The 22,750-nt window shown below is 64.6% G+C and carries 24 protein-coding genes; 12 read left to right on the forward strand and 12 right to left on the reverse strand.

Going from position 1 to position 22,750, the window contains the following annotated elements; translation table 11 throughout:
* Positions 1 to 14 precede the first annotated feature (14 nt).
* The 10 genes from C8C96_RS09230 to kefC form a co-directional block, all read right to left on the reverse strand.
* Positions 15 to 1,304, reverse strand: a complete 1,290-nt coding sequence (locus C8C96_RS09230; RefSeq protein WP_121942117.1) for a type II toxin-antitoxin system HipA family toxin — start codon at positions 1,302 to 1,304, stop codon at positions 15 to 17.
* Positions 1,301 to 2,092 (reverse strand): helix-turn-helix transcriptional regulator, encoded by a 792-nt coding sequence (locus C8C96_RS25140; protein ID WP_233584202.1) that lies wholly within the window; start codon positions 2,090 to 2,092, stop codon positions 1,301 to 1,303. Before C8C96_RS25140 ends, C8C96_RS09230 begins: the two co-directional genes overlap by 4 nt.
* Positions 2,093 to 2,310: 218 nt before the next feature.
* Positions 2,311 to 2,772, reverse strand: a complete 462-nt coding sequence (locus tag C8C96_RS09240; protein WP_116747852.1) for a PaaI family thioesterase — start codon at positions 2,770 to 2,772, stop codon at positions 2,311 to 2,313.
* Entirely contained in the window at positions 2,772 to 3,458 is a 687-nt protein-coding gene (locus C8C96_RS09245; protein ID WP_121942118.1) for a transglutaminase family protein, read from the reverse strand. The genes C8C96_RS09240 and C8C96_RS09245 overlap by 1 nt, the downstream gene beginning before the upstream one ends.
* A 105-nt stretch (positions 3,459 to 3,563) precedes the next feature.
* The gene (locus C8C96_RS09250) at positions 3,564 to 4,211 is read right to left on the reverse strand and encodes a trimeric intracellular cation channel family protein (RefSeq protein ID WP_121942119.1); all 648 of its coding nucleotides are present in this window, start codon (positions 4,209 to 4,211) and stop codon (positions 3,564 to 3,566) included.
* A 181-nt stretch (positions 4,212 to 4,392) separates the two neighbouring features.
* A complete protein-coding gene (locus tag C8C96_RS09255; RefSeq protein WP_056066043.1) occupies positions 4,393 to 4,761 on the reverse strand; it encodes a hypothetical protein in 369 nt (122 codons plus the stop codon).
* Entirely contained in the window at positions 4,758 to 5,594 is an 837-nt protein-coding gene (locus tag C8C96_RS09260) for a hypothetical protein (protein WP_121942120.1), read from the reverse strand. The genes C8C96_RS09255 and C8C96_RS09260 overlap by 4 nt, the downstream gene beginning before the upstream one ends.
* A 40-nt stretch (positions 5,595 to 5,634) precedes the next feature.
* Positions 5,635 to 6,780 carry a PepSY domain-containing protein gene (locus tag C8C96_RS09265; RefSeq protein WP_121942121.1) on the reverse strand — a complete coding sequence of 382 codons (1,146 nt, stop codon included), beginning with the start codon at positions 6,778 to 6,780 and terminating at the stop codon, positions 5,635 to 5,637.
* Between the two features lie 30 nt (positions 6,781 to 6,810).
* Positions 6,811 to 9,009 carry a TonB-dependent siderophore receptor gene (locus tag C8C96_RS09270; protein WP_121942122.1) on the reverse strand — a complete coding sequence of 733 codons (2,199 nt, stop codon included), beginning with the start codon at positions 9,007 to 9,009 and terminating at the stop codon, positions 6,811 to 6,813.
* Between the two features lie 785 nt (positions 9,010 to 9,794).
* Positions 9,795 to 11,705, reverse strand: a complete 1,911-nt coding sequence (kefC, locus tag C8C96_RS09280) for a glutathione-regulated potassium-efflux system protein KefC (protein ID WP_056746816.1) — start codon at positions 11,703 to 11,705, stop codon at positions 9,795 to 9,797.
* Positions 11,706 to 11,962: 257 nt separating this feature from the next.
* On the opposite strand from kefC, the gene C8C96_RS09285 reads away from it, so the two are divergent.
* From C8C96_RS09285 to C8C96_RS09300, 4 genes are all read left to right on the forward strand, one after another.
* On the forward strand, positions 11,963 to 12,601 hold the full coding sequence (locus C8C96_RS09285) for a LysE family translocator (RefSeq protein ID WP_056066027.1): 639 nt from the start codon (positions 11,963 to 11,965) through the stop codon (positions 12,599 to 12,601).
* 129 nt (positions 12,602 to 12,730) lie between these two features.
* Positions 12,731 to 13,348, forward strand: a complete 618-nt coding sequence (locus C8C96_RS09290; RefSeq protein WP_056066024.1) for a ParA family protein — start codon at positions 12,731 to 12,733, stop codon at positions 13,346 to 13,348.
* Positions 13,349 to 13,444: 96 nt separating this feature from the next.
* Entirely contained in the window at positions 13,445 to 13,909 is a 465-nt protein-coding gene (locus C8C96_RS09295; protein ID WP_056066019.1) for a MaoC family dehydratase, read from the forward strand.
* Between the two features lie 32 nt (positions 13,910 to 13,941).
* Positions 13,942 to 14,883: a LysR family transcriptional regulator gene (locus C8C96_RS09300; RefSeq protein ID WP_121942124.1), complete on the forward strand. Its 942-nt coding sequence runs from the start codon at positions 13,942 to 13,944 to the stop codon at positions 14,881 to 14,883.
* On the opposite strand, the gene C8C96_RS09305 is transcribed toward C8C96_RS09300, so the two are convergent.
* Together C8C96_RS09305 and C8C96_RS09310 are read right to left on the reverse strand one after the other, a co-directional pair.
* Positions 14,876 to 15,403, reverse strand: coding sequence for a tRNA (cytidine(34)-2'-O)-methyltransferase (locus C8C96_RS09305; protein ID WP_056066014.1), 528 nt, complete (start codon positions 15,401 to 15,403; stop codon positions 14,876 to 14,878). The two genes, C8C96_RS09300 and C8C96_RS09305, sit on opposite strands and share 8 nt — an antisense overlap.
* Positions 15,404 to 15,519: 116 nt before the next feature.
* Positions 15,520 to 16,242, reverse strand: coding sequence for a ComF family protein (locus C8C96_RS09310; protein ID WP_121942125.1), 723 nt, complete (start codon positions 16,240 to 16,242; stop codon positions 15,520 to 15,522).
* Positions 16,243 to 16,277: 35 nt separating this feature from the next.
* Here C8C96_RS09310 and C8C96_RS09315 point away from each other — a divergent pair, with 35 nt between their 5' ends.
* The 8 genes from C8C96_RS09315 (at position 16,278) to C8C96_RS09345 (ending at position 22,646) form a co-directional block, all read left to right on the forward strand.
* Positions 16,278 to 17,180: a methyltransferase domain-containing protein gene (locus C8C96_RS09315; RefSeq protein ID WP_121942126.1), complete on the forward strand. Its 903-nt coding sequence runs from the start codon at positions 16,278 to 16,280 to the stop codon at positions 17,178 to 17,180.
* Between the two features lie 152 nt (positions 17,181 to 17,332).
* Positions 17,333 to 17,809, forward strand: coding sequence for a DUF2244 domain-containing protein (locus tag C8C96_RS09320; RefSeq protein WP_121942127.1), 477 nt, complete (start codon positions 17,333 to 17,335; stop codon positions 17,807 to 17,809).
* A 59-nt stretch (positions 17,810 to 17,868) separates the two neighbouring features.
* Positions 17,869 to 19,038 carry a cytochrome c oxidase subunit II gene (gene coxB, locus C8C96_RS09325; RefSeq protein ID WP_056746812.1) on the forward strand — a complete coding sequence of 390 codons (1,170 nt, stop codon included), beginning with the start codon at positions 17,869 to 17,871 and terminating at the stop codon, positions 19,036 to 19,038.
* Positions 19,039 to 19,068: 30 nt separating this feature from the next.
* Complete coding sequence (gene ctaD / locus C8C96_RS09330) at positions 19,069 to 20,700, forward strand: cytochrome c oxidase subunit I (RefSeq protein WP_056066001.1); 1,632 nt, start codon at positions 19,069 to 19,071, stop codon at positions 20,698 to 20,700.
* Between the two features lie 11 nt (positions 20,701 to 20,711).
* Positions 20,712 to 20,822 carry a cytochrome oxidase small assembly protein gene (locus tag C8C96_RS25145; RefSeq protein ID WP_225581085.1) on the forward strand — a complete coding sequence of 37 codons (111 nt, stop codon included), beginning with the start codon at positions 20,712 to 20,714 and terminating at the stop codon, positions 20,820 to 20,822.
* Between the two features lie 17 nt (positions 20,823 to 20,839).
* Positions 20,840 to 21,475, forward strand: a complete 636-nt coding sequence (locus C8C96_RS09335) for a cytochrome c oxidase assembly protein (protein ID WP_056746811.1) — start codon at positions 20,840 to 20,842, stop codon at positions 21,473 to 21,475.
* Positions 21,472 to 21,699 carry a DUF2970 domain-containing protein gene (locus C8C96_RS09340; RefSeq protein ID WP_056065993.1) on the forward strand — a complete coding sequence of 76 codons (228 nt, stop codon included), beginning with the start codon at positions 21,472 to 21,474 and terminating at the stop codon, positions 21,697 to 21,699. Before C8C96_RS09335 ends, C8C96_RS09340 begins: the two co-directional genes overlap by 4 nt.
* Before the next feature lie 65 nt (positions 21,700 to 21,764).
* A complete protein-coding gene (locus tag C8C96_RS09345; RefSeq protein ID WP_056065990.1) occupies positions 21,765 to 22,646 on the forward strand; it encodes a cytochrome c oxidase subunit 3 in 882 nt (293 codons plus the stop codon).
* Positions 22,647 to 22,750 lie beyond the last annotated feature (104 nt).

Here is a 22,750-nt window from a genome sequence, read left to right on the forward strand (position 1 = left end):
GCGCAGAGGCAAGCTCAGCAGAACGCCCGGCGCTGCTGCTGGAGCGCATCGCGGTCGATGCTGGCCGTCAATTGCTCCATGTCTGCCGCGCAGACGCCGTGCTGCAGGAAATGCCGATGCCATTGCTCGACCGCCTGGGCGACTTCCTGAATCAGCGCAATGGCACGTGCCCGTGTGATACCGAATTCGCTCAGCTCGGTCAGCGCGTTGTCCAGTGTGGACTGCGCGCCGTGCTGGCCCACCACCATGGCCTGGTAGCCCATGTTCTGCAGCGTGGGCACCACATCGAAAGCGGGAGCCAGGTCGTAGTAGCCGTCGAAGCCCAGGCGCAGGCAGTGGTTGCGCTCGTGGTCATCGGTGTTGTCCATGAGGATGTTGAACACCATGCGCCGGAACAGCTCTTCGCGCAGGGCTTTCTGCCGGTCGGGGTGCGCCTGGCGCAGCAGCACGGTGGCCAGCGCGCCGTAGCTTTCGGCCAGTCCTGCCGCTGCCAGCGCTGTCTTGGCAGAGATGCAGTGCACGCGCAGGTTCAGCGTGGCCAGCTGCACACGGTCAAACCGCTGGATCGTGAGTGCATGGCGCTGAGGCCCCATGCCCAAGCGCGATGGAATGGGCAGCACGCCCGTGGTGGCAACATGGATGCCTGCCTGGGCCGCCAGCGTCATGGTGGCGTGCTCAATGAGGGGCGTGTCCACGCTGTCGTCCAGCTCACTGAACTTGATCACGCAGGGGCCGCTGTCGGTTTGCAGCAGTGCCTTGGGACGCGCACCGCCCAGCGTCACGCCGGGTTGCACCAGCCGCTGGATTTCGGGCGTGACCGGGGCTTGAGACTGCACCTCTTCCACCGCCCGCACCATGGCCTCCAGATCACGCAATTGCGGGTACGGCCCGATGCGCCGGGGGATGTACTGTTCGGCTGAGGTGGAGATACCCAAGGCGCCAAAGCGGTCGTCACCAGCGAACAGCAGCATCTCCAGAATCGACAGGCGCGCAGGGCGGTCGATGTGGCGGATGATGCGCTCGCCCCAACGGTCTGGCCGCGCATCGTCGATGGCGCCGGGAGCACTGTCCTTGTGGCCCGCGCTGAACATCTGACCTGCCAGCACTGGCAGGTCTTCGCTCAGCGCGAATTGCCACCAGTCTGCGGCGTAGCTGAAGGTGGCGCAGTTGGGCACCAGTTGTGACAGGCCCACGGCCCCGGCCAGGACGGGCTGATTGGGGTTGACCAGCACCCAGACGTATAGCGTGTCCTGCGGCACATAGGAGCGCGGCGTAACTTGCTGCGTCTTGTTGGTCGGGTTCATGGCTGCGCTTTCTTTTGGCCAAGGATTAGAGCGGCCAGACCAGCGGCGGTACTGTTGGGCTGGCGTTCCGGTGCGCCGAATCCTGGGATCCCTAGGGCCCTTGCTATTTCTTCTTCAACGCCTATCCCAGTTGCCATCTGCGTGGCTCTCTTGATACTTTCCTCCTGATCTAGTCCAGCCACTCTCATGGCTTTCCTGAGCTCTTCCTCTCGGTCAAACCCAGTGGCCATACGTGTGGCTTGTTTGATCTGCTCCTCTTGGTCCAGTCCTGTAGCCATCCAGGCTGCTTTCTTGGTCGCATTCGTCTGATCTATCCCCGGGAACAAGCGCTCCTCTCTTGCTTGATGTGAGTCCGTTGAGTGGAAGGGCGCATTGACTTTTGATGCGGGTGGTATGGGGGAGACTTGCGTTTTGGGCGCCGCTTTTGTGGAAGTTTTCTGTGGGACTTTCGCTTGCTTCTGTGCCCTGGCCCGAGCGTTGAGCCGAGGCCGTGCTCTGGCCACCTCTTGCTCGAGAGAGGCCAGGTCGTTCTGCGGCGCAATCAGGTCGGCCAGCCCCTGGGCCTGGTTGATGAGCCACATGCACATCACATACGACGCCATCGACACCGACGGGTCGCCCCGCTCAATGCGCGCCAAGGTGGGCTGCGACACGCCCAGCCGTTGGGCCCACTGGGCTTGTGTTTCCTTGCGGCGCTTGCGAGCAATCACGATGTTCTGCGCGAGCAACGCGATCTGCTGAAGAACTGCCTGGGGGTAGTCAGTGGGCTTGGTGTTTTGGGATGGCATTCATAGATGTTAGTTCAATTGATTTTTTTTGGACATCTATGAATTAATTATGGCTTTCAGAAGAAAGAGGGCTGAATGGTATGAATTACTCATAGATGCATGACAATTTGTCGAAAATGAATATCTATGAATTAAATAGAACAACCGATGTGACGATGCAATCGGGGGCAATCAGCACAAGGGCACATTGACGCGCTGCAATGCAGAGCCTGCGGGGCTCACTCCACAGCGTTGCTGGGCACCGCTGGCCCGATCTTGAACACCCCGCTCACCCGCGCGCACGGCACACCGTCGGCGGTGACCAGGCCCTGCGCAAACACCAGCGAGCGTGTGATGCGCAGCGGCTCGGCCTCGCCTTCCACCCAGGCGCCCAGCGGGGCGGGGGCCAGGTAGTCGATCTGCAGGCTGATGGTGGGCAAGAAGCGGTCCGACACCTGGTCGCTTTTGCGGTGCACCGACAGCGGCACCAGCATGTCGCAAAAGGTGGCCATCATGCCGCCGTGCAGGTTGCCCATGGGGTTGGTGTGGCGCGGCTCCACGCGAAAGCCGAACTTCACCACGTTGCCCTGGTGCAGCACATACAGCGGGCCGTTGTGCTGGATGTAAGGGCCCCCGGCCACCAGCGGCGCAAAACCTGCGGGGATGGGGGCGGTGGTGGCGTTCTCGGGGGCGTGCGTCATCAGCGTGCTTCCTTTTCGATGTCGTTGGCAAAACTGGCGTCCTGCAGGCTGCTGCGGGTGGCGTCACCCTGCAGCCAGCCGCCGTACACCGTGCGAAAGTCGGCCACGATCTGCGCGAGCGGCATGTCGTCAAAAGCGCCGCGCTGGTGCACGTATTCCATGTGGCGTGCGCCCGATTGGTCGAACGGGTGGTAGATGGAATCGTTCTCGCCATCGAACTCCAGCGGCAGCAGGCCAAAGCGCTCGCACAGCTCGATGTTGAAGGCGGGCGTGGCCTTGCGCCAGGCGCCGTCCAGCCAGATGTCGGTATAGCCATGCCAGATGAAGAGGTCGGTCTTCATGGTCTCGCGCATGCGCTCGGTGCTCAGGTGGTTGCGCACATCGGCAAACCCCATGCGCGCCGGGATGCCCGCCGCACGGCACACGGCCGCCAGCAGCGCGGCCTTGGGCACGCACCAGCCGTAGCCGTTGGCCAGCACGGTGCTGGCCGTCATGCCCTGGGGCGACAGGTCGATGCGGTAGGGGTCGTAGCGGAAACCATCGCGCACGGCCAGGTACAGGGCCACGGCACGCTCGCGGTCGGTGGCGCCACGCGCATGTTCGGCGGCAAAGGCCGTCACAGCAGGGGCGTCGCTGTCGATGAGGGCCGTGGCGCGCAGGTGGGCGGGCGTGGGTGCGGTGGTCATTGTTGTGTGTCTCCTGCAGTCGGACGGAGGCCAGTGTGCGGGCCTCGGGCACCCGATGCTGTCACAGGTGCGCCAGCCTTGCTGTGCCAGGGCTGGATGCCCTGGTCACACCCGCCATGCGGGCAGCTCCCAGTTGCGCCACACCGCCAGCCCGCGCAGCCCGGCGGTGAGCAGCACGCAGACCACCAGCGGCGCCCAGTCGGGAGCCTGCATCTGGCGCAGGGCCACGTCGGCCCAGCCGCCCGCAAACGCGCACAGCGCATAGGGCCGGTGGTCGCTGAAGGCCTGGGGCACCTCGTTGCACAGCACGTCGCGCAGCACACCGCCAAACACGCCGGTGGTCACGCCCATCATCACGCTGATGATGGGTGGCATGCCAATGGCGGTGGCAATGTCCACGCCCACAGCGGCAAACAGGCCCAGGCCGATGGCATCGGGCAGCAGCATGGCGCGTTCGGTGGGCTCAAAGTGCCGCTGGCGCATGAACAGCATGGCGCCAATGCACAGCGCCAGAATGCCCCACACAAACTCGGTGTGGCGAATCCAGAAAAAGGGCCGCTGGTCCAGCAACAGGTCGCGCAGCGTGCCGCCGCCGAGCGCAGCCACAAAGGCCACCACGCACACCCCCACAGCATCCAGCCGCTTGCGCGCGGCGGCCATCACGCCCGACAGTGCGAAAGCCACGGTGGCGGCCACTTCCAGCACAAAGCGCAGGGTGTGCACCCAGGGGGCGTTGATGATCAGCGAATCCATGGCGACGATTGTGCCGTGGCTGCTGGCGATTCCATGGGGGGTTAATCGCTATCTATTTGATAGCTAATGAGGCATGAATCATTAGCGCTTGAGCGCATTTTGAGCAAGAAATGTGCAGATGGGCGTTGTGTATGCCCGGTGGGCCCCGTCAGGTCCCGGTGTAGCACTCGCCTGCGTCCACTCAGCGCAGCAGGCCCTCGCCCAATGCGCAGGCCACCAGCGCCAGCACACATCCGCCCAGGCCCAGCCACCCCAGCCGCAGTGCCCAGCGCTGGCTGGCCTGGGGCCACAGGTTCATGGCCAGCACCAGCAACCAGCCCAGCACCATCCATGCGGCCAGCACCAGGGCCACACCGGCGACCCAGCCAGCAGCCAGGCTGGCGGTGGTGGTCTGCAACAGCAAGGTGCCCAGCGCCACCGCCTTGGCGCGCCATCGCGCCGCCCCCGTGGGTGTGTCATCGCCCCACGCACGGGTGGGCACTGTGCGGGCCCAGCAGGCCAGTGCCACCAGCGAGGCCAAGGCGGCGGCAATGCCCAGCAGTTCGTTCATGCGGTCTCCGAGGGCTGTGGGTTGCGCGGGGTGTGACGGGTGCTGCTGCGATGGCCCAGGCCCCGGGCCCCCAGCCGGTGGTGCAGCGGCCGCACGCTGCTGCAGGCTGCTGCCGTGCACAGCATGGCGGCCACCCAGCCTTGTTGCAGCCCGGCCTTGGCTGCCAGGCCGGCACAGGCCAGCCCTGCCAGCAGCCACAGCAGGGCGCTGGTGCGGGGCGCCCAGGTGCGCACCGTGGCCGCAGGCAACCCGACAAAAAACGACAGCAGCAGGCCCAGCATGGCGGCCGATCGAGCGGGCTCAACCGCCACGATGTGCGCCAGACGGAATGACTCCACCGCCAGCGCCGCGCAAAGCCAGAAGGGCAGGTGCGCCAGCGGTGCCAGGGACCAGGGGCGGCCCGTACGGGACACCACATGCCGTGGTGCCGCCGGGGTGATCGCAATGGACGGGCGACTCCCCCGGCGCCGATGAACCTGCTGCACCCGCTGCGGGCCCATGAACGCCGCCACGCCCGCACAGGCCAGACCCGTGGCCGCAAGGCCCAGGGCCATGGCGGGTGCCAGGGCGCTACCGAGTGCCAGGCCGGTGAGTGCTGCCACGGCCAACAGCGCTCCGGTGCTGCCCAGCGCCACCCGCCACAGCGCCAGCGTGCGCAGCGCCCACGCGGCCAGGGCCGACATCAGCAGCCACACGGCAATGAGCACCCACACCGTCCACACGGGCCGCTGCGCCAGCGGGGCCAAGCCCGCAGGTCCCCACAGGTGTACGAACACCGCCACGAGGAGCGCGGCGGGCACGGTGGCATGCAGGGCCAGAAAGAAACGTTGCATGGTGGATGGGTGTGGTGTGGAAGGTGGGGGCTGGTGCCCGTCAGCCCGCCGCGATGGCGTTGCCTGCGGACGCCGGATGTGCCGCGTCGGCCTCCCGCCTGCGCTGCTGGCGCGCATCCAGCCAGATCAGCGTGCCCGAGATCGACAAAAACGCCGGAGTCATGCCCAGGAAGAAATACAGCCACTTGAGCGCCAGCCCGCCAAAGTCGCCAAAGTGCAGCGGCTCCATCAGGCTGTTGACCAGCGACCAGAAGCCCGCCGTGCGTGGGTCGTGCACCTTCTTGGGAATGCCTGTGACGGCATGGATGTCCACCCGCGCGGTGCTGGCCAGGTGGCCGCTCAGGTTGCCGGTGAAACCCGCCTCGGCGGTGCCTGTGCCCCAGCGGCGCAGCGACACATAGCGCGCCTCCAGCCCCGGCACCGCCTGCTGCGCGGTGGCATACATCGCATCCAGCGACTGCATGGGCGCGGGCTCGCTGCCCTCGGCCTTGCGCGCGGGCTGAGAGGGCGCCATTGCGGCAGGGGTGGTGATGAACTTGTAGCCCTGCTCGAACAACGGCGCCAGGCCCATCCACGCGCCGGTGGTGGCTATCAGGATGTGAAAGCCCAGCCCCCAGATGCCGGCGGACTTGTGCAGGTCCGACATCACCACGCGAAAGCTGCGGCCCCAGCGCTGGGTGAACAGCTCGGCCAGGATCTTGCGGTGGATGACGATGCCGGTGGCAATCAGCACCAGCATCGCCGCGCCGAGGAACCCCACTATCCAGCGCGGCCCGAAGAACAAAAACACATGCAGCATGCGCAGGTACTGGCCGAGCTGGCTGTCCACCGGGCCCACCACCGTGCCGGTGTCGGAGCGCAAGGCCACCTTGGTGCGCGTGTTGGCCGGGGCTCCGCGCTCGCGCACGAACGCGAAGTAGCTGGGGTTGACGGCATCGGGCAGCGCAATGGTTTCCACCGTGGCGCCTGGGTAGCGGGTCTGCAGCTGCGTGAGCACCGCGTCGAGCGAGGCCGGCTTTTCGGAGCGTGGCAACTTTGCCAGTGAAGGGTTGGCCCAGAGGTCGATCTCGTTCTTGAACACCACCACCGCGCCCGAAAAGCACACGATGAACAGCAGCAGCCCCGTGACGATGCCCGCCCAGGAGTGCAGGGTGAAGAGGCGGTTGAGCGTGCGCTGGCTGGTCATGCGTGTGGGCGGCGGGGTTGGGGCGCTGCGTCAGAAGAAGTACGTCACACCCAGGCTGAAGCTGCGGGGCAATGCGGGCGAGACCACGTTGGCGTTGATCGCGCCGTCGTAGTACGCCTTGTTGAACACGTTCTTCACGCCCGCCGTCACGCGGTAGTTCTCGCCCATGTAGCTGACGGACGCATCGGCCACAAAGTACGACGGCAGCGTGAAGGGGTACGAGCCGATCTGCTCGCTCACATAACGTCCGCCCAGGCCCAGCGTCACCCGCTGGTACTGCGGCAGTTTGTAGGTGGCCCAGGCCGTGAGCGTGTGGCGCGGCGTGAGGTTGAGCGGCAAGCCCACAATCGCCGCGTTGTTGTCGCGCGTGACCTTGGTCTGTGTGTAGGTGTAGGCGCTGGTGATCTTCCAGCCGTTCTTCAGGTCGGCGCCCAGCTCCAGCTCCAGCCCGCGCGCGCGCTGCTCGCCGGTCTGCACGCTGAAGCCTGTGTTCACCGGGTCGGCGGTGGTCACGTTCTGGCGCACCAGGTCGAACACGGCGAGCGCGCCGGTGATCTGGCCACCGGGGGCCTCGTACTTCACGCCCGCCTCCCACTGCTTGCCGGTTTCGGGCACGAAGTTCGATCCACCAAACGTCAGGCCCGACTGGGGCAGGAAGGACTCGCCATAGCTGCCATACGCGGCCCAGCCTGGCTTGAACTCGTACACCAGGCCGGCAGACAACGTGGTGGCGTTGTCCTTCTGGCGCGTCTGCGTGTTGGCCACGCGGTTGTTGGTATCGTTGGTGGACCAGTCGCGGCGCAGGCCCACCAGGGCCGTCCAGCCCTGGCCGAACTTGATCTGGTCCTGCGCGTACAGGCCCGCCACGGTGAGCTTGGAAGGCGCATCGCTGGTCAGCGCCTCGGGGCAGGTGGCCTGCATGCCGTACACGGGCGCAAACAAGTCCAGCGCGCCGATGCGGCAGGTACGGCTGGCCAGCAGGCTGGTGCCGCTGCGCACATCCAGGCCCGTCACCAGCTGGTGCTTTACGCCCAGCGCCTCGAAACGTGACAGCAGCGAGGTGTCGGTGGCCAGCAGGTCGTAGTCCATGTACTGGCGCGAGGCCTGGCGGTTCTGCAGCCGCTGGTTGGCCTGCAATGCCTGGTTGGAGACGAAGTTGCCCGTGCCCTTCTCGGTCTCGTAGCGCACGTTCTGGCGGAAGGTCATGGCATCCGACAGGCGATGCTCCAGCGCATAGCCCACCGTGGTGCTTTCCACGTCATACACACCGAAGCTCGGGTCGCCCGTGAACATCGTGCGTGACAACTTGCCATTGCGGTTGGGCAGCACCGTGCCGTAGGGCGTGATGCCCTGCTGGCGCATCCACTCGCTCTGGCTGTAGGTGGCAAACAGCACCAGGTCGGTCTGCGCACCCAGGTCGATGGAGAGCGAGGGCGCAAACCACCGGTCCTTGCGGTAGACGAACTGCGTGGGGTCGTCGGCGTTGGACACCTGCGCATTCATGCGAAGCGCCGTCTTGCCCGATTCGGACAGCGGCCGGTTGATGTCGGCCTGCAGCGTGCGCTGACCAAAGCTGCCCACTTCCACACCCACCTCGTTGATCGCCTCCTTCTTGGGCCGCTTGCTCACCGCGTTGACGATGCCGCCCGGCTGCACCTGGCCGTAGAGCACCGAGGCCGAGCCCTTGAGCACCTCGAAGCGCTCGTAGCCATAAGGCTGCAGCTTGGCCCACATGCCCGGGCTTTGCACCAGGCCATCGACCAGGATGGATTCGGTGGAGCGAAAGCCCCGGATATTCAGATCGTCAAACCCCCGGCGCCCAAAGTTGACCGGGCTGACTCCCGCCACGGTCTGCAGCGCTTGCTGCACGTTGGTGATCTGCCGCGATTCCATCTGCTCGCGCGTGACCACGCTGACGGACTGCGGAGTTTCGAGCCGCCGCATGGGCGCCTTGCTGGCGGTTTGGGCCTCGACGGGTGCAAAGCCCATGTCTTTTTCGGTGCTGGCGTTGATGCGGACTTCTTGGAGCTGGGGGGCGGTAACGCTGTGGGCAGAGGCCGCGGCCTCTGCTGCCGGTGCGTCAGCCTGCTGGGCCATTGCGGCCTGGGCCAGGCAGAGGGCAAGGGGTGTCAGGGCGAACAGACGGGCTTGGCAGACCGAAGGAATGGCATGCGCCAAAGTGCGGGCAGCGCTGGATGCCAGGGCTGCGCGAGAGGGCTGGAAAGGCATGGGTGTCCCGTTGGAGAGTGGGCAAAACGCGGAGTGCACTGGCTCGCGTGATGTCCCGGGACGCTGGCTGGCTGAAGATGATGGATTGTAATGCGAATGATTATCTTTTGCGACGATGGTGCTGCATTCCTTTGCTCCGGCTTTGGTCGCGTGCGACAGGGCGCCAGCCTTTCGTGGGGATGGCGAATTGGGGCAAACTCCCGGGCTGCTGATCGTTGAGAGGACGTCTGGTGAGACGCTTTGCTGCAGTCCTGGGACTGACCCTTGTCCTGGGCCCCTTGCTGTGGGTCACGGCCATGATGCTGTTCCACGACGGCCCTCCACCTGCGTGCAACTTCTACACCGTTCCCGTGACCTTCACCTCCGTGGTGCCCCGGCAGCACTCCCGAGGAGGCAATCGGGTGGGCGTACCAGACGTGCAGTTTTCGTATGTCTTGGAAGGACGGCGGTACACGAGCACGAAGCTCTTTTGTGAATCGCCTGCCAACGCGTCCTACGAGCATGGCCGCATGCGCGAGTTTGTGAAGCAAGCGCCGGGCAGCTCCGACATCGTTGCCTGGGTGCCGAGCGGTGATGCCGGGGCGGGCTGTATTTCATTGAGCCCTGTGTTCGGATACAGCCGGGTCCATGAGGCCGCCCCCCTGTGCCGGCGGTAGCGGGCTGCGTTGAGGGCAAGCACTGAGGCCACAAGGGGCTGCAGCCATGAGTCGATAGCGTTGGCTGCTTTCCTGGGGTGCTGTTGGATGCTATTGAATGAATAGCAATGTGGGCAATAAAGATAAGCGCTAAGGTTTGTTTTTGTCAGAGGTACTGGTGTTCAAGGGGGCGTCCCCGCCAGGGCCATCCTCCGTTGCGCCGTAGCCCGGGTATGCACCAGCGGCCGCACCCAGCGCCGCACTCTCCTGCCGCTCCCGCGCCATCTGCTCCGCAAACTGGTTGCGACCTTCGCGCGCCACGGCGATGAACTTGGCGCGGTCCTTGTGGTGCGGGTACATGCGGTCGGCCAGGGCGATGTTGTGGGTGCGAAAACGCTGGGTGATGGCGGTGGCTTGCGCGGGTGGCAGGCCCATCAGCTCCAGCACGGTGTGGGCGCTTTGCAGGCTGGACTCGAACAGCTCGCGCTGCACCAGCGTCACGCCCAGGTCGCGCAGCTTGTTCCAGTGCGTCACATCGCGCGCGCGGGCCACGACCTGCAGGTGCGGGAAGTGTTCGCGCGCCAGCTTGGCGATCTGCAGGGACTGCTCGGCATCGTCCACGGCCACCACCAGGATGCGTGCGTGTTCGGCCCCGGCGATGCGCAGCAGGTCGAGCCGCGTGGCGTCGCCGTAGAACACGCGGTAGCCAAAGGTGCGCGCCACCTCCAGCATGTCCACGCTATGGTCCAGCACGGTGGTGGGGATGCCCTGGGCCAGCAGCACACGCGAGACGATCTGCCCGTAGCGGCCGAAGCCCGCGATGATGATGGGCGCCTCTTGGGGCTCGGAGATTTCCTCGGCCTGGGGCGTGGCGGTCTTGAGCTGGGCATAGCGGCGCAGCAGCACCCGGTCCAGCAGCACCAGCAGCAGCGGGCTGATCAGCATCGACAGCGCCACGGCCCCGATCAGCAGCGAGGCAGTCTCGGCCGGGAACACGTTGGCGCCGGCGGCGGCCTGGAACACCACAAACGCAAACTCGCCGCCCTGGGCCAGCAGCAGGGTGAAGACAGGGCGCTCCTGGTAGGGAATCTCCACCACCTTGGCCAGGGCGTAGATGACCACGGCCTTGGCCGCCAGAAAGCCGACCAGGATGGCGGCCATGAGGCCGGGCGAGCGCAGGATCACGCCGAAGTCGATGCTCATGCCGACGGCGATGAAGAACAGCCCGAGCAGCAGGCCCTTGAAGGGCTCGATGTCGGCCTCCAGCTCGCGGCGGTATTCGCTGTCGGCCAGCAGCACGCCGGCGAGGAAGGCGCCCAGCGCCATCGACAGGCCCACCAGCACCATCAGGTAGGCAATGCCCACCACCAGCAGCAGCGCGGCGGCAGTGAAGATCTCGGGGGTGTTGCTCTTGGCGATCCAGCGCAGCACGGGGCGCAGCAGCAGGCGCCCGCCGAGGATGATGGCGGCGATCACGCCGACGATCTTCAGCACCTCCAGCACCATCTCGCCCGGGGTGTGGCCTGCGCCTTCACCGGCGGCCGCGCCCAGCACGGGCAGCAGGGCCAGGATGGGGATGGCCGCCACGTCCTGGAACAGCAGGATGGAGAAGCCGGCCTGGCCGCTTTGTGTGCGCATCAGGTTGCGCTCGGCCAGTGATTGCAGCGCAATGGCGGTGGACGACAGCGCCAGGCCCAGCGCGCCCACCAGGCTCACGCGCCAGGGCAGGCCGGCCAGCGCACCCAGCGCGAACAGCACAGCCGCGCAGCCCAGCACCTGGGCGGTGCCGGTGCCAAAAATGGGGCGGCGCAGCGCCCACAGGCGGCTGGGTTGTAGCTCCAGCCCAACCAGGAACAGCATGAGCACCACGCCGAACTCGGCAAAGTGCAGGATGTCCTGCACGTTGCTCACCAGCCCCAGGCCCCAGGGCCCGATGGCGATGCCCGCTGCCAGGTAGCCAATGATGGCGCCGAGGCCCAGCGCCTTGGCAATGGGCACGGCCAGCACGGCGGCGGTGAGGTACAGGAAACCGTAGGTGAGCCAGGTGGGGGCGTGTTCCATGGATGGGCGTGCGCTTGGGGGTCGTCGTGGGGAGGCAGAACACCGCGCCCCCGAGGAGTGGGGCGGGTGTGGCAGATTCTGGCACCGCTGCAAGGCGTTGGATTGGGTGCCGTGGGTTGGATCTATGACGCTATTTATTTGATAGCTATCAAGGCTTGATTATCTAGCGCCTGAGCCTGTTTTTATGCAGATCATGGTGCATGGAGCCCCGCGTTGCTAAGATGCGGGCCCTTCTTCGCACACAGGTACGGTGACCCATGGATTTGCAGACTTGGCTGGCTTTTTTTGCGGCGTCTTGCCTGATTGCGGTGTCGCCGGGCTCGGGGGCTGTGTTGTCGATGAGCCATGGTCTGTCGTTTGGTGTGCGCAAAACGGGCGCCACCATCCTGGGCCTGCAGCTGGGGCTGTTGCTGATTTTGCTGATTGCCGGCGCGGGTGTGGGCTCGCTGCTGCTGGCGTCCGAGGTGGCGTTCAGCATCGTCAAGGTGCTGGGCGCGTGTTATCTGATCTATGTGGGCTTCTGCCAGTGGCGTGCTGGTGATAAATCGCCGGTACAAGGTGATGAGACCGAGTCGGCGGGCACCTGGCAAAAACGCTGCCTGACCGGCTTTCTGACCAACGCCACCAACCCCAAGGGCATCATCTTCATGGTGGCCGTGCTGCCCCAGTTCATGACCGACACGCGCCCGCTGTGGACGCAGCTGCTGGTGATGGCCGCCACCACGGTGACGGTGGACGTGGTGGTCATGCACGGCTACGCTGCGGGGGCGAGCGCGCTGCGCCGCCTGATGCGCAGTGCGCGGGCCGTGCGGGCGCAGAACCGCGTGTTTGGCGGTTTGCTGATGGCGGTGGGGGCGGGGCTGTTCTTCGTCAAGCGCGGTGGTCAGCACGCCTGAGGCGGCTGTGGCACCGCTGGGGTGTCAGAGGGTGCTTCTGATTTGATAGCTGCTAGCGCATATGAATATTGCGCTTGAGGCTGATTGGGCTTGTATTTTCATGGACCTGCAGATTCCAAGGAGCTTGTCATGCCAGTAGTTGTTGTCGCCAACCCGAAGGGCGGAGTGGGCAAGTCCACGCTGTCCACCAACATCGCGGGCTACTTTGCCAGCCAGGGGCATCCCGTGATTCTGGGCGACACCGACCGGCAGGAGTCCGCCCGGCTGTGGCTGGGCCTGCGCCCGCCCGCTGCGCGCCCCATCGGCAGCTGGGACACCAGCTCGGACGTCATCAGCCGCCCGCCCAAGGGCACCACCCACGCGGTACTCGACACGCCCGCTGGCCTGCACGGCTGGCGCCTGAACGATGTGCTCAAGCTGGCTGACAAGGTCATCGTGCCGCTGCAGCCCAGCGTGTTCGACATCTTTGCCACGCGGGCCTTTCTGGACCAGCTGGCCGAGCACCGCCACGCCGCCGGGGTGCCCGTGGGCATCGTCGGCATGCGGGTGGATGCGCGCACCAAGGCGGCCGAGCAACTGCATCATTTTGTGGACAGCCTGGGGTTTCCGGTGCTGGGCTATCTGCGTGACACGCAGAACTACATCCACCTGGCAGCGCACGGCCTCACGCTGTTTGACGTGGCCCCTGGCCGCGTGGCACGCGACCTGGAGCAGTGGCAAGGGATCTGCACGTGGCTCAATTCTTGAAGGACAGCGTGAAGCACGACGTACATCCAATCCCCCGGGAAAACACCTGTCACCCGGCAGACAAGGCGCGCCGGAGCGCAGGGCTACATTGCAACGATGAAAATCTTCCGCTCTTATTCCGAAGTCAGCGCCTGCGTGGGCCAGGAGGTCGCCGTGACCGACTGGATCACCATCACGCAGGAACAGGTCAACCTGTTCGCCCAGGCCACGGGCGATCACCAGTGGATCCATGTGGACCCCGAGCGCGCCAAGGCCGGGCCCTTTGGTGCGCCCATTGCGCACGGGTTTCTCACGCTGTCGCTGATTCCGCAATTCTTCGAGACCGGCCTGACCATCGAGGGTGCGCGCATGGGCGTCAACTACGGGCTGAACAAGGTCCGCTTTACGGCGCCGGTGCCGGTGGGCAGCCGCTTGCGCGCGCGCCTCACGCTGCAGGCTGCCGAGCCCGTGGCGCCCGATGGCATGCAGATGACCTGGCTGGTGACCGTGGAGCGCGAGGGCAGCGACAAGCCGGTGTGCGTGGCCGAATCGCTCGCACGCAACTTCGGCGCCCCGGCCTGAGCCGGTTCGCCATCGGGCAGGAGGTCTGAACCATGGACCGCCTGCAAGCCATGAAGATCTTCGAGCGCGTGGTGGAAGAGGGCGGCTTTGCCGCCGCTGCCCGCGCCATGGACATGTCACCCCCCGTGGTCACCCGCATGGTGGCCGAGCTGGAGCAGCATCTGGGCACGCGCCTGCTGCAACGCACTACCCGCAAGCTGGCGCTGACCGACGCGGGAGAGTCGTACCTGCAGCGGGTGCGCGCCATCCTGCACGAGATCGATGATGCCGAGGCCGCTGCCGCAGCCAGCACACGCGATCTGCGCGGCACCATCCGCATCGTGGCGGCACCAGTGCTCGCCACCAACTTTCTGGCACCCATGGTGGCGGTGTGGCATGCCTACTACCCCAAGCTCATGCTCGACATCAGCATGGACGCCTATGCCTCCAGCCGAGTGGATGAGTTCGATGTGACCATCATGGTGGCGGGCGAGGACTTTGACGCCAACATCGTCGCGCGCCCCCTGGTGCAGGGGGAGGCGATCGTGGTGGCGTCCCCCGACTACCTGGAGCGCCGGGGCATTCCGCGTGAGCCGCAAGACCTGGTGCACCACGACTACCTGCGCGACTCGAGCGCGCCCGTGCGCCTGCAGTCAGGGCCCGGCCGCAAGCTGCGCCTGCAGTCGCTGCGGGCAGACGTGCCGGACGAAGAAGTGGACGCCCCGGCGGTGTTGCAGTCCGTCAGCACCGAGCTGCTGATGCGTGCCGCTGTGGACGGAGCGGGAGTGGCAGTCACGTCGCGCCTGCTGGCCGAGGAGCACCTGGCCCGCGGCGAGCTGGTCCACATCCTGCCCGGCTGGATCTTTTCGCGTTACACGATCTATGCGGCGCTGCCCTCGGGCCGCATGCTGCCCGCGCGCACGCGGGTGTTTCTGGACTTCCTGACCGAACATGTGCCCCGCGCCATGGCGGAAAAGTCCGGCCAGCTCAGTTGAGTTGCGCGAACCCGCTGATGATCGTGCCCTCGGGCTCGACCATGACCTGCCCGTCGGGCATGGCAAAGCTGTTCTGGCGCCAGGCCTCGAACACGGTCACCGCCACCGCGTTAGACAAATTGAGGCTGCGCTGACCCGGCACCATGGGCAGGCGCAGGCGCTGCGCCGGGGGGAAGCTTTCGCGCAACTCGGGGGGGAGTCCCCGCGTTTCAGCGCCAAACACCATCCAGTCGCCGGGCAGGAAGCACGTGGAGTGCACGGGTTGTGAGCCATGCGTGGTCATCGCAAACATGCGGGTCGGGTCTGGCTGGGTGTCTCGCAGAAAAGCCGTCCAGCCCGCATGGACCTGCACGCTGGCGTATTCGTGGTAATCCAGCCCTGCCCGCCGCATCTGGCGGTCTTCCATCGAGAACCCCAGGGGCTCGATCAAGTGCAGCGAACACCCGGTGTTGGCCGCCAGGCGAATCACGTTGCCGGTGTTGGGCGGGATCTCGGGTTCGACGAGGACGATATGGAACATGACCGCCATTGTCATCGTTGGACCTGTGAGTTGAGCAACCGCTCGTAATCAAAAGTATCCCTTTGGTAGGTGTGCGCTACCTCCTCGGTTCCTGTTCGCTACCTGTCTGGTGCTTTTCAGTTCAGCTCCGTGCGCGCCAGCACAGCGGCTGTGACGTGCGCGACACCCGCCTCGCGCAGTGCCAACGTCGCTGCATGCAGGGTGGCGCCCGTGGTCATCACGTCGTCGATCAGTACCACCCGCTGGCCGCGCAGGCTGGCTGCGCGGGCGGGTTCAACGGCGAAGGCGCCACGCAGGTTGCGCAGCCGCTGCGCCCTGGGCAGGCCGCTTTGTGCCTCGGTGGCGTGCAGGCGCAACAGCGTGTGGCCGTCTGCCTTGGCACCAGCCAGTTGCCTCGCCAGCAGGGCCGCCTGGTTGAAGCCCCGCTCGCGCAGGCGCTCGCTGGACAGGGGCACCGCCAGTACCCGGTCGGCCGCGTCCAGTGCCGGCTCCATCCAGGGTGTGCTGCGCATGAGGGTGGCCAACGCCCTGGCCCACCCCGGATCGCCGCGAAACTTGAACTGCGCCAGGGCGTCGGCCCAGGGGTAGGCGTAGTCCACGGCGGCAATGCAGGCGTCGAAGCTGGGCGGGTTCTGCAGGCAGGCGCCGCAAACGTCAACCCCTGCGGGCACCCGAAGTGCACATCGCCGGCAACGCGTGGCGGGCTGGGCGAACCGCATCACGCAGGCGTTGCAGACACGCTGCGATGGCCATGCGTGGCACACGGCGCACTGGCTGGGCACTTTGTCCACCCAGGCGTGGAGGCGGCGTGAAATCCCTGGCAAACCCAAAAAGAGCATGAATCAATATACTCGCGCGTCCTTCTGCACCGCCCATGTCCTCCGAGCGTCCCCCCACCATTGATCCTGTTGCCGCCGCCCGCTGGCATGCCGCAGCCCCGGCTGCGTCCCCCTGGCTGCACGAAGAAGTGGCGCGCCGCATGGAGGACCGACTGCAGTGGATTCGCCAGGCCCCAGAGTCCTGGTGCCACTGGGACCCAGTGCGTGGCGGTCTGCAGGCGCATGCCCTGGTGAGTGCTCGCTACCCGCAGGCGCGCTGCCAGGTGTACGAAACCAGCGCGCATTGCGAACCCGTTGCGAGGCAGGCATTGGCCAAGCCCTGGTGGAACCCCGCCCGCTGGGGTGCTGGGGCCCTGCAAATGGGGCCGCCTGCCGATGCCAGTGTGCAGATGTTGTGGTCCAACATGGCGCTGCACATGGCGGCCGACCCGCAAGACCTGATCGGTCACTGGCATCGTGCTTTGGCGGTGGACGGCTATCTGATGTTCTCGTGTCTCGGACCGGACACGCTGCGCGAACTGCATGGCGTGTACGCCGCCATGGGGTGGCCGCCTGCAGGCCATGCCTTCACCGACATGCACGACTGGGGTGACATGCTGGTGCACGCAGGTTTTGCAGAGCCGGTGATGGACATGGAGCGCATCGCGCTCACATTTGCCACGCCCGAGCGGCTGGTTCAGGAGCTGCGCGAGCTGGGTGTCAATTTGCACCCTGATCGCTTTCCCTCATTGCGCGGACGGCGCTGGCGCGACAAGCTCTACCAAGTGCTGTCTGAGCGTCTGGCCGATTCGGGCCAGGAGGGTCAGTTGGCACTGACTTTTGAAATCATCTATGGCCATGCCTTCAAGCCTGCACCCCGGGTGCGCGTCAGTTCCAGCAGTGCGGTGTCGCTGCAGGACATGCGCGCCATGTTGCGCAAGGGCGGCACTGAGAACTAACCTGTAACGGCGTGTCAATGACTTGGAACAAGGCACGCTACAATTCTTGGTTATTGAGATTTCGGGCATCTTCCCGCGCAATTTGGCAGGCTGTGCTTGTTGTGCCCAAGGCGCAACGTGTGCCGCAGCCGGCAGTCTTGTGAGCACTCACGGTGACGGGCTTGGTTTTTCGTTTTGCCACGGTGTCGGGTCAGCGGATTGACTGGCGTCTGGTTCGCAATTGTTCGGTCACGCCGACGCAATTGGGCTGGATGTATCTGTCGTTGTGTGTGGTGTCCCTGGGAATCGCGACATTCTTCTGGATGCTCGGCGCCCACCTGGTGATGCCCTTCGCCTGGCTCGAAATCGTGGCAGTAGGGATTGCATTCGCCATGTACGGTCGCCATGCGGCGGATGGCGAGAGGATTTCATTGCAGGGCTCACGCCTTGTGGTGGAGCTGGAGACAGCAGGCAGGCTGGAGCGCGCGGAGTTTGACCGGAGCCGGGTTCGCGTAGAGCCCAAGACGGGAGACCATTCGCTGATCACGCTGTCTGCACAGGGCCGTTCGGTGGAGGTGGGGCGCTATGTGCGCCCAGAGCTCCGGCGGGCCTTGGCATCGGAGATCCGCATGGCCTTGCGCGCTGCCTGACCCCACGCAGGCGCGCGAAAGGGATTGGTTAAATTGAGGCTTAGAAGTAAGTGAGAACTATGAAGAGCATTTCCAACAAGCTGGCTTCTCTGCTGCTGATTGCCGGTGCATGGGTGGGCTCCGCAGCCCATGCCGTCCAGGACCTGCCTGGCGGCCCTGCAGTCAACCAGCTGAACCTGGCGCCGCCCGTCACCAAGATCGCAGAAGAGCAGCACTTTCTGCACTGGATGATGCTGATCATCTGCACGGTGATCTTTGTTGCAGTGTTCTCCGTGATGTTCTACTCGATCTGGAAGCATCGCCGCTCCAAAGGCGCGAAGGCTGCCAACTTCCACGAGTCGGTGACGGTTGAAGTGGTGTGGACCATTGTTCCTTTCATCATCGTGATCCTGATGGCCTTGCCCGCCACCAAGGTGCTGGTGGCCCAAAAAGACACCACCAACGCCGACCTCACGATCAAGACCACGGGCTACCAGTGGAAGTGGGGCTATGACTACATCACGGGCGAAGGCGAAGGCTTGGCGTTCATCTCCACGCTGGACAGCAGCCACCGCGTGATGTCCGACAGCGGCAACGTCAAGGACGCTCCCGCCAACTACCTGCTCAAGGTGGACAACCCCATGGTGGTGCCGGTCAACAAGAAGATCCGCATCATCACTACGGCCAACGACGTGATCCACGCCTTCATGGTGCCTGCCTTCGGCATCAAGCAGGACGCGATCCCTGGTTTCGTGCGTGACACCTGGTTCCGCGCCGAGAAGATCGGAGACTACTACGGCCAGTGCGCCGAGCTGTGCGGCAAGGAACACGCCTACATGCCCATTCACGTGAAGGTGGTGTCCGCCGAGGACTACACCGCCTGGGTGGCCGAACAAAAGAAGAAGGCCGCAGCCAAGCTGGACGACCCCACGAAGGTGTGGGCGCTGGACGACATCCTCAAGCGCGGCGAGAAGGTGTATGCGGCCAACTGCGCCGCCTGCCACCAGGCCAACGGCAAGGGCGCTGGCCCCATCAAGCCCCTCGACGGCGCTGCCGTGGTGCTGGATGCCGATCATGCCAAGCAGATCCAGGTGCTGCTCAAGGGGCAGAACAACGGCGCCATGCCTGCATGGGCGCAGCTGAGCGACACCGACATCGCCGCCGTGGTCACCTATACCAAGAACAACTGGTCCAACAAGACCGGCCAGCTGGTGCAGCCAGCTGAAGTTGTGGCCCAGCGTGGCAAGTAATCATCGCCCCATCGTATTGAGGAATTCACCATGAGCGCAGTACTCGACAACCACGGGCACGCTGGCGACCACGCACACGACGGCCACGACCACCATGGCCCCACCGGCTGGCGCCGCTGGGTGTTTGCAACCAACCACAAAGACATCGGTACGCTGTACCTGCTGTTCTCCTTCACCATGCTGATGGTCGGCGGCATCCTGGCCCTGCTGATTCGCGCCGAACTGTTCCAGCCCGGCCTGCAACTGGTGAACCCCGAGCTGTTCAACCAGCTCACCACCATGCACGGCCTCATCATGGTGTTCGGCGCGATCATGCCGGCCTTCGTGGGCTTTGCGAACTGGATGATCCCGCTGCAGATCGGCGCATCCGACATGGCCTTTGCGCGCATGAACAACTTCAGCTTCTGGCTGATGATTCCTGCCGCGCTGATGCTGGTGAGCTCGTTCTTCATGCCCGGTGGCGCTCCCGCTGCGGGCTGGACGCTGTACGCACCGCTGACGCTGCAGATGGGCCCTTCCATGGACGCTGGCATCTTTGCGATGCACATCCTGGGTGCCTCGTCCATCATGGGCTCGATCAACATCATCGTGACCATCCTGAACATGCGCGCCCCCGGCATGACGCTGATGAAGATGCCCATGTTCGCCTGGACCTGGCTCATCACCGCCTACCTGCTGATCGCCGTGATGCCTGTGCTGGCCGGTGCCATCACCATGACGCTGACGGACCGCCACTTCGGCACCAGCTTCTTCAACCCCGCCGGTGGCGGTGACCCGGTGATGTACCAGCACATCTTCTGGTTCTTCGGTCACCCCGAGGTGTACATCATGATCTTGCCGGCCTTCGGCATCATCAGTCAGATCGTGCCCGCGTTCAGCCGCAAGAAGCTGTTTGGCTATGCCTCCATGGTGTACGCCACCTCGTCCATCGCGATCCTGTCGTTCATCGTGTGGGCCCACCACATGTTCACGACCGGCATGCCCGTGACCGGCCAGCTGTTCTTCATGTACGCCACGATGCTGATCTCCGTGCCCACGGCCGTGAAGATCTTCAACTGGATCGCCACGATGTGGCGCGGCTCCATGACGTTTGAAACCCCCATGCTGTTTGCTGTGGGCTTCATCTTCGTGTTCACCATGGGCGGTTTCACCGGCCTGATCCTGGCCATGGCGCCCATCGACATCCAGCTGCAGGATACCTACTACGTGGTGGCCCACTTCCACTACGTGCTGGTGGCAGGTTCGTTGTTCTCCATGTTTGCTGGCGTGTACTACTGGTTGCCCAAGTGGACCGGCGTGATGTATTCCGAAACCCGCGGCCAGATCCATTTCTGGGGTTCGCTGATCACCTTCAACATCACCTTCTTCCCGATGCACTTCCTGGGCCTGGCTGGCATGCCCCGTCGTTATGCCGACTACCCCATGCAGTTTGCTGACTTCAACGCGATTGCCTCGGTGGGTGCGTTTGGCTTCGGTCTGATGCAGGTGTACTTCTTCCTGGCGGTCGTTGTGCCTGCCATGCGTGGCAACGGCGCCAAGGCCCCCGCCAAGCCATGGGACGGTGCCGAGGGCCTGGAGTGGGAAGTTCCTTCCCCCGCGCCTTTCCACACGTTTGAGAATCCTCCCAAACTGGACGCCACTGCAACCCGCGTGATTGGCTGAACACCATGTCCATGACCCCCGAGCAAAAAAAGAGCAACCTGCGGCTGGCGCTGATTCTGGCGTCCGTGGCGGTGGTGTTCTTTGTCGGGTTCATGGTCAAGGTGGTGTTGCTGTCCCGCTGAAGCCACTGGCCCACCCCATGAGCCTGCACCGCGAAAACGCCAAGATGGTCGGCAAGCTGGTCGTGATTGCGGCCGGCATGTTCGCCTTCGGCTACGTGCTGATCCCGATCTACAAGCACATCTGCGAGATGACGGGCATCAACATCCTGTCGCTGTCCGAGCGGCAGGTGCCTGGCAACGGTGTGGCTGGCAAGGATGTGCGCGTACCCGCCAACACCCAGGTGGATAAGTCGCGCACCATCACCGTGGAGTTCGACGCGAACTCGCGCGGTCCCTGGGACTTCAAGCCAGCGCAGCGTTCCGTGCAGGTGCACCCTGGTGAACTGACGACGGTGATGTACGAGTTCCAGAACGTGCAGAACCGCCGCATGGCCGCTCAGGCCATTCCCAGTTACGCGCCCCGGCAGGCCGCTGCGCATTTCAACAAGCTGGAATGTTTTTGCTTCAATCAGTACACCCTGGAGCCCGGTGAAAAGAAAACCTGGCCCGTGGCGTTCGTGATTGATCCGAAATTGTCCAAAGACGTCACCACGATCACCCTGTCGTACACCTTCTTCGAGGTGGGCGGCAAGACACCGGCAGCTCCCGAATCGACGGCGGCGGTGGTGCTGCCTGCGCCCAGCTCTGCAGGCATGCAAGGAGCCGGGTCATGAGTGCGCCCCTGGAGCCATCGGCAGACGTCAAGCCCTCGCAACGCAAGGGCTCGTTGCTGCGCACAGTGCGTGCAGTGGCATGGTCGCTGATTGGCTTGCGCAAAGGCAGCGAGTACCAGCAAGATGTCGAAAAGCTCAATCCGATTCACATCATCGTGGTGGGATTGATCGCGGTTTTCTTGCTCGTCATTGGTCTGATCGGGCTGGTGAACTGGATTGTGTGAGTGTGTGTTGGCTGGTTCGTGCGAACAAATACTGAAAACAAAGATTTTGAGAATCAGGAGCTGAAATGAGTGCATCAACCCACGGCGGAACCCCGTACTACTATGTGCCCGCCGAGTCCCGCCACCCGGTGATGGCCGCGGCCGGTCTGTTCTTTGTGATCCTCGGCGCAGGCCAGTGGATCAATGGCCACGACTGGGGTAAATATTCTCTGGCCGTGGGCCTGGTGTGGTGGCTGTTCACGCTGTACCAGTGGTTTGGCGATGCAGTGCGTGAGAGCGAAGGTGGCCTGTATGGTCATAAGATCGATCTGTCGTACCGCTGGAGCATGAGCTGGTTCATCTTCTCCGAGGTGATGTTCTTCGGCGCGTTCTTCACAGCCCTGTGGTGGGCACGCTCGCACTCGGTGCCTGCATTGGGCAGCCTGGACAATGCGCTGCTCTGGCCCGATTTCAAGGCCGTCTGGCCCAGCCTCGCCGCTGGCGCCACCGCTTCGCCGGCCGGCATCATCGAGCCCTTCCAGACGGTGGGCCCCTTCTGGCTGCCCACGATCAACACAGCGCTGCTGCTGACCTCCGGCGTGACGCTGACCATTGCCCACCACGCCCTGCGTGAAAACCAGCGTGGCAAGACCATCGGCTTCATGTGGGCCACGGTGCTGCTGGGTTTCGTGTTCCTGCTGGTGCAAGGTTATGAGTACTACCACCTGTACACCGACCTGAACCTCAAGCTCAGCTCGGGTGTGTTCGGCTCCACGTTCTTCATGCTTACCGGGTTCCACGGCTTCCACGTGTTCCTGGGCATGCTGATGCTGCTGGTGATCACGCTGCGCTTGCAAAAAGGCCACTTCACGGCTGACAAGCACTTTGGCTTTGAAGGTGCGGCCTGGTACTGGCACTTTGTGGACGTGGTGTGGCTGGGTCTGTACGTGCTGGTCTACTGGATGTAAGTCAGACCCGGACGCCATCAAAAAAAGCGCCTCGCGGCGCTTTTTTTGTTCCACCCTCTGCGTGCTGGCCAGTGGTAGCCTGTGATAAGCCCAAGCCTCCCAGG

The organism is Acidovorax sp. 100 (assembly GCF_003688355.1).
In the GTDB taxonomy this organism is placed as follows: Bacteria; Pseudomonadota; Gammaproteobacteria; order Burkholderiales; family Burkholderiaceae_C; genus Acidovorax; species Acidovorax delafieldii.

Excerpts from the sequence above, each read along its gene's own strand:
- C8C96_RS25145 (WP_225581085.1), top strand. The coding sequence starts at position 20,712 with ATGACCCCCGAGCAAAAAAAGAGCAACCTGCGGCTGGCGCTGATTCTG.
- C8C96_RS09255 (WP_056066043.1), bottom strand. The coding sequence starts at position 4,761 with ATGAACGAACTGCTGGGCATTGCCGCCGCCTTGGCCTCGCTGGTGGCA.
- C8C96_RS09250 (WP_121942119.1), bottom strand. The coding sequence starts at position 4,211 with ATGGATTCGCTGATCATCAACGCCCCCTGGGTGCACACCCTGCGCTTT.
- C8C96_RS09265 (WP_121942121.1), bottom strand. The coding sequence starts at position 6,780 with ATGACCAGCCAGCGCACGCTCAACCGCCTCTTCACCCTGCACTCCTGG.
- C8C96_RS09230 (WP_121942117.1), bottom strand. The coding sequence starts at position 1,304 with ATGAACCCGACCAACAAGACGCAGCAAGTTACGCCGCGCTCCTATGTG.
- C8C96_RS09345 (WP_056065990.1), top strand. The coding sequence starts at position 21,765 with ATGAGTGCATCAACCCACGGCGGAACCCCGTACTACTATGTGCCCGCC.
- C8C96_RS09270 (WP_121942122.1), bottom strand. The coding sequence starts at position 9,009 with ATGCCTTTCCAGCCCTCTCGCGCAGCCCTGGCATCCAGCGCTGCCCGC.
- C8C96_RS09295 (WP_056066019.1), top strand. The coding sequence starts at position 13,445 with ATGAAAATCTTCCGCTCTTATTCCGAAGTCAGCGCCTGCGTGGGCCAG.
- C8C96_RS09335 (WP_056746811.1), top strand. The coding sequence starts at position 20,840 with ATGAGCCTGCACCGCGAAAACGCCAAGATGGTCGGCAAGCTGGTCGTG.
- C8C96_RS09310 (WP_121942125.1), bottom strand. The coding sequence starts at position 16,242 with ATGCTCTTTTTGGGTTTGCCAGGGATTTCACGCCGCCTCCACGCCTGG.
- kefC (WP_056746816.1), bottom strand. The coding sequence starts at position 11,705 with ATGGAACACGCCCCCACCTGGCTCACCTACGGTTTCCTGTACCTCACC.
- C8C96_RS09305 (WP_056066014.1), bottom strand. The coding sequence starts at position 15,403 with ATGTTCCATATCGTCCTCGTCGAACCCGAGATCCCGCCCAACACCGGC.
- C8C96_RS09315 (WP_121942126.1), top strand. The coding sequence starts at position 16,278 with ATGTCCTCCGAGCGTCCCCCCACCATTGATCCTGTTGCCGCCGCCCGC.
- C8C96_RS09300 (WP_121942124.1), top strand. The coding sequence starts at position 13,942 with ATGGACCGCCTGCAAGCCATGAAGATCTTCGAGCGCGTGGTGGAAGAG.
- C8C96_RS25140 (WP_233584202.1), bottom strand. The coding sequence starts at position 2,092 with ATGCCATCCCAAAACACCAAGCCCACTGACTACCCCCAGGCAGTTCTT.
- C8C96_RS09285 (WP_056066027.1), top strand. The coding sequence starts at position 11,963 with ATGGATTTGCAGACTTGGCTGGCTTTTTTTGCGGCGTCTTGCCTGATT.
- ctaD (WP_056066001.1), top strand. The coding sequence starts at position 19,069 with ATGAGCGCAGTACTCGACAACCACGGGCACGCTGGCGACCACGCACAC.
- C8C96_RS09340 (WP_056065993.1), top strand. The coding sequence starts at position 21,472 with ATGAGTGCGCCCCTGGAGCCATCGGCAGACGTCAAGCCCTCGCAACGC.
- C8C96_RS09260 (WP_121942120.1), bottom strand. The coding sequence starts at position 5,594 with ATGCAACGTTTCTTTCTGGCCCTGCATGCCACCGTGCCCGCCGCGCTC.
- C8C96_RS09290 (WP_056066024.1), top strand. The coding sequence starts at position 12,731 with ATGCCAGTAGTTGTTGTCGCCAACCCGAAGGGCGGAGTGGGCAAGTCC.
- C8C96_RS09245 (WP_121942118.1), bottom strand. The coding sequence starts at position 3,458 with ATGACCACCGCACCCACGCCCGCCCACCTGCGCGCCACGGCCCTCATC.
- C8C96_RS09240 (WP_116747852.1), bottom strand. The coding sequence starts at position 2,772 with ATGACGCACGCCCCCGAGAACGCCACCACCGCCCCCATCCCCGCAGGT.
- coxB (WP_056746812.1), top strand. The coding sequence starts at position 17,869 with ATGAAGAGCATTTCCAACAAGCTGGCTTCTCTGCTGCTGATTGCCGGT.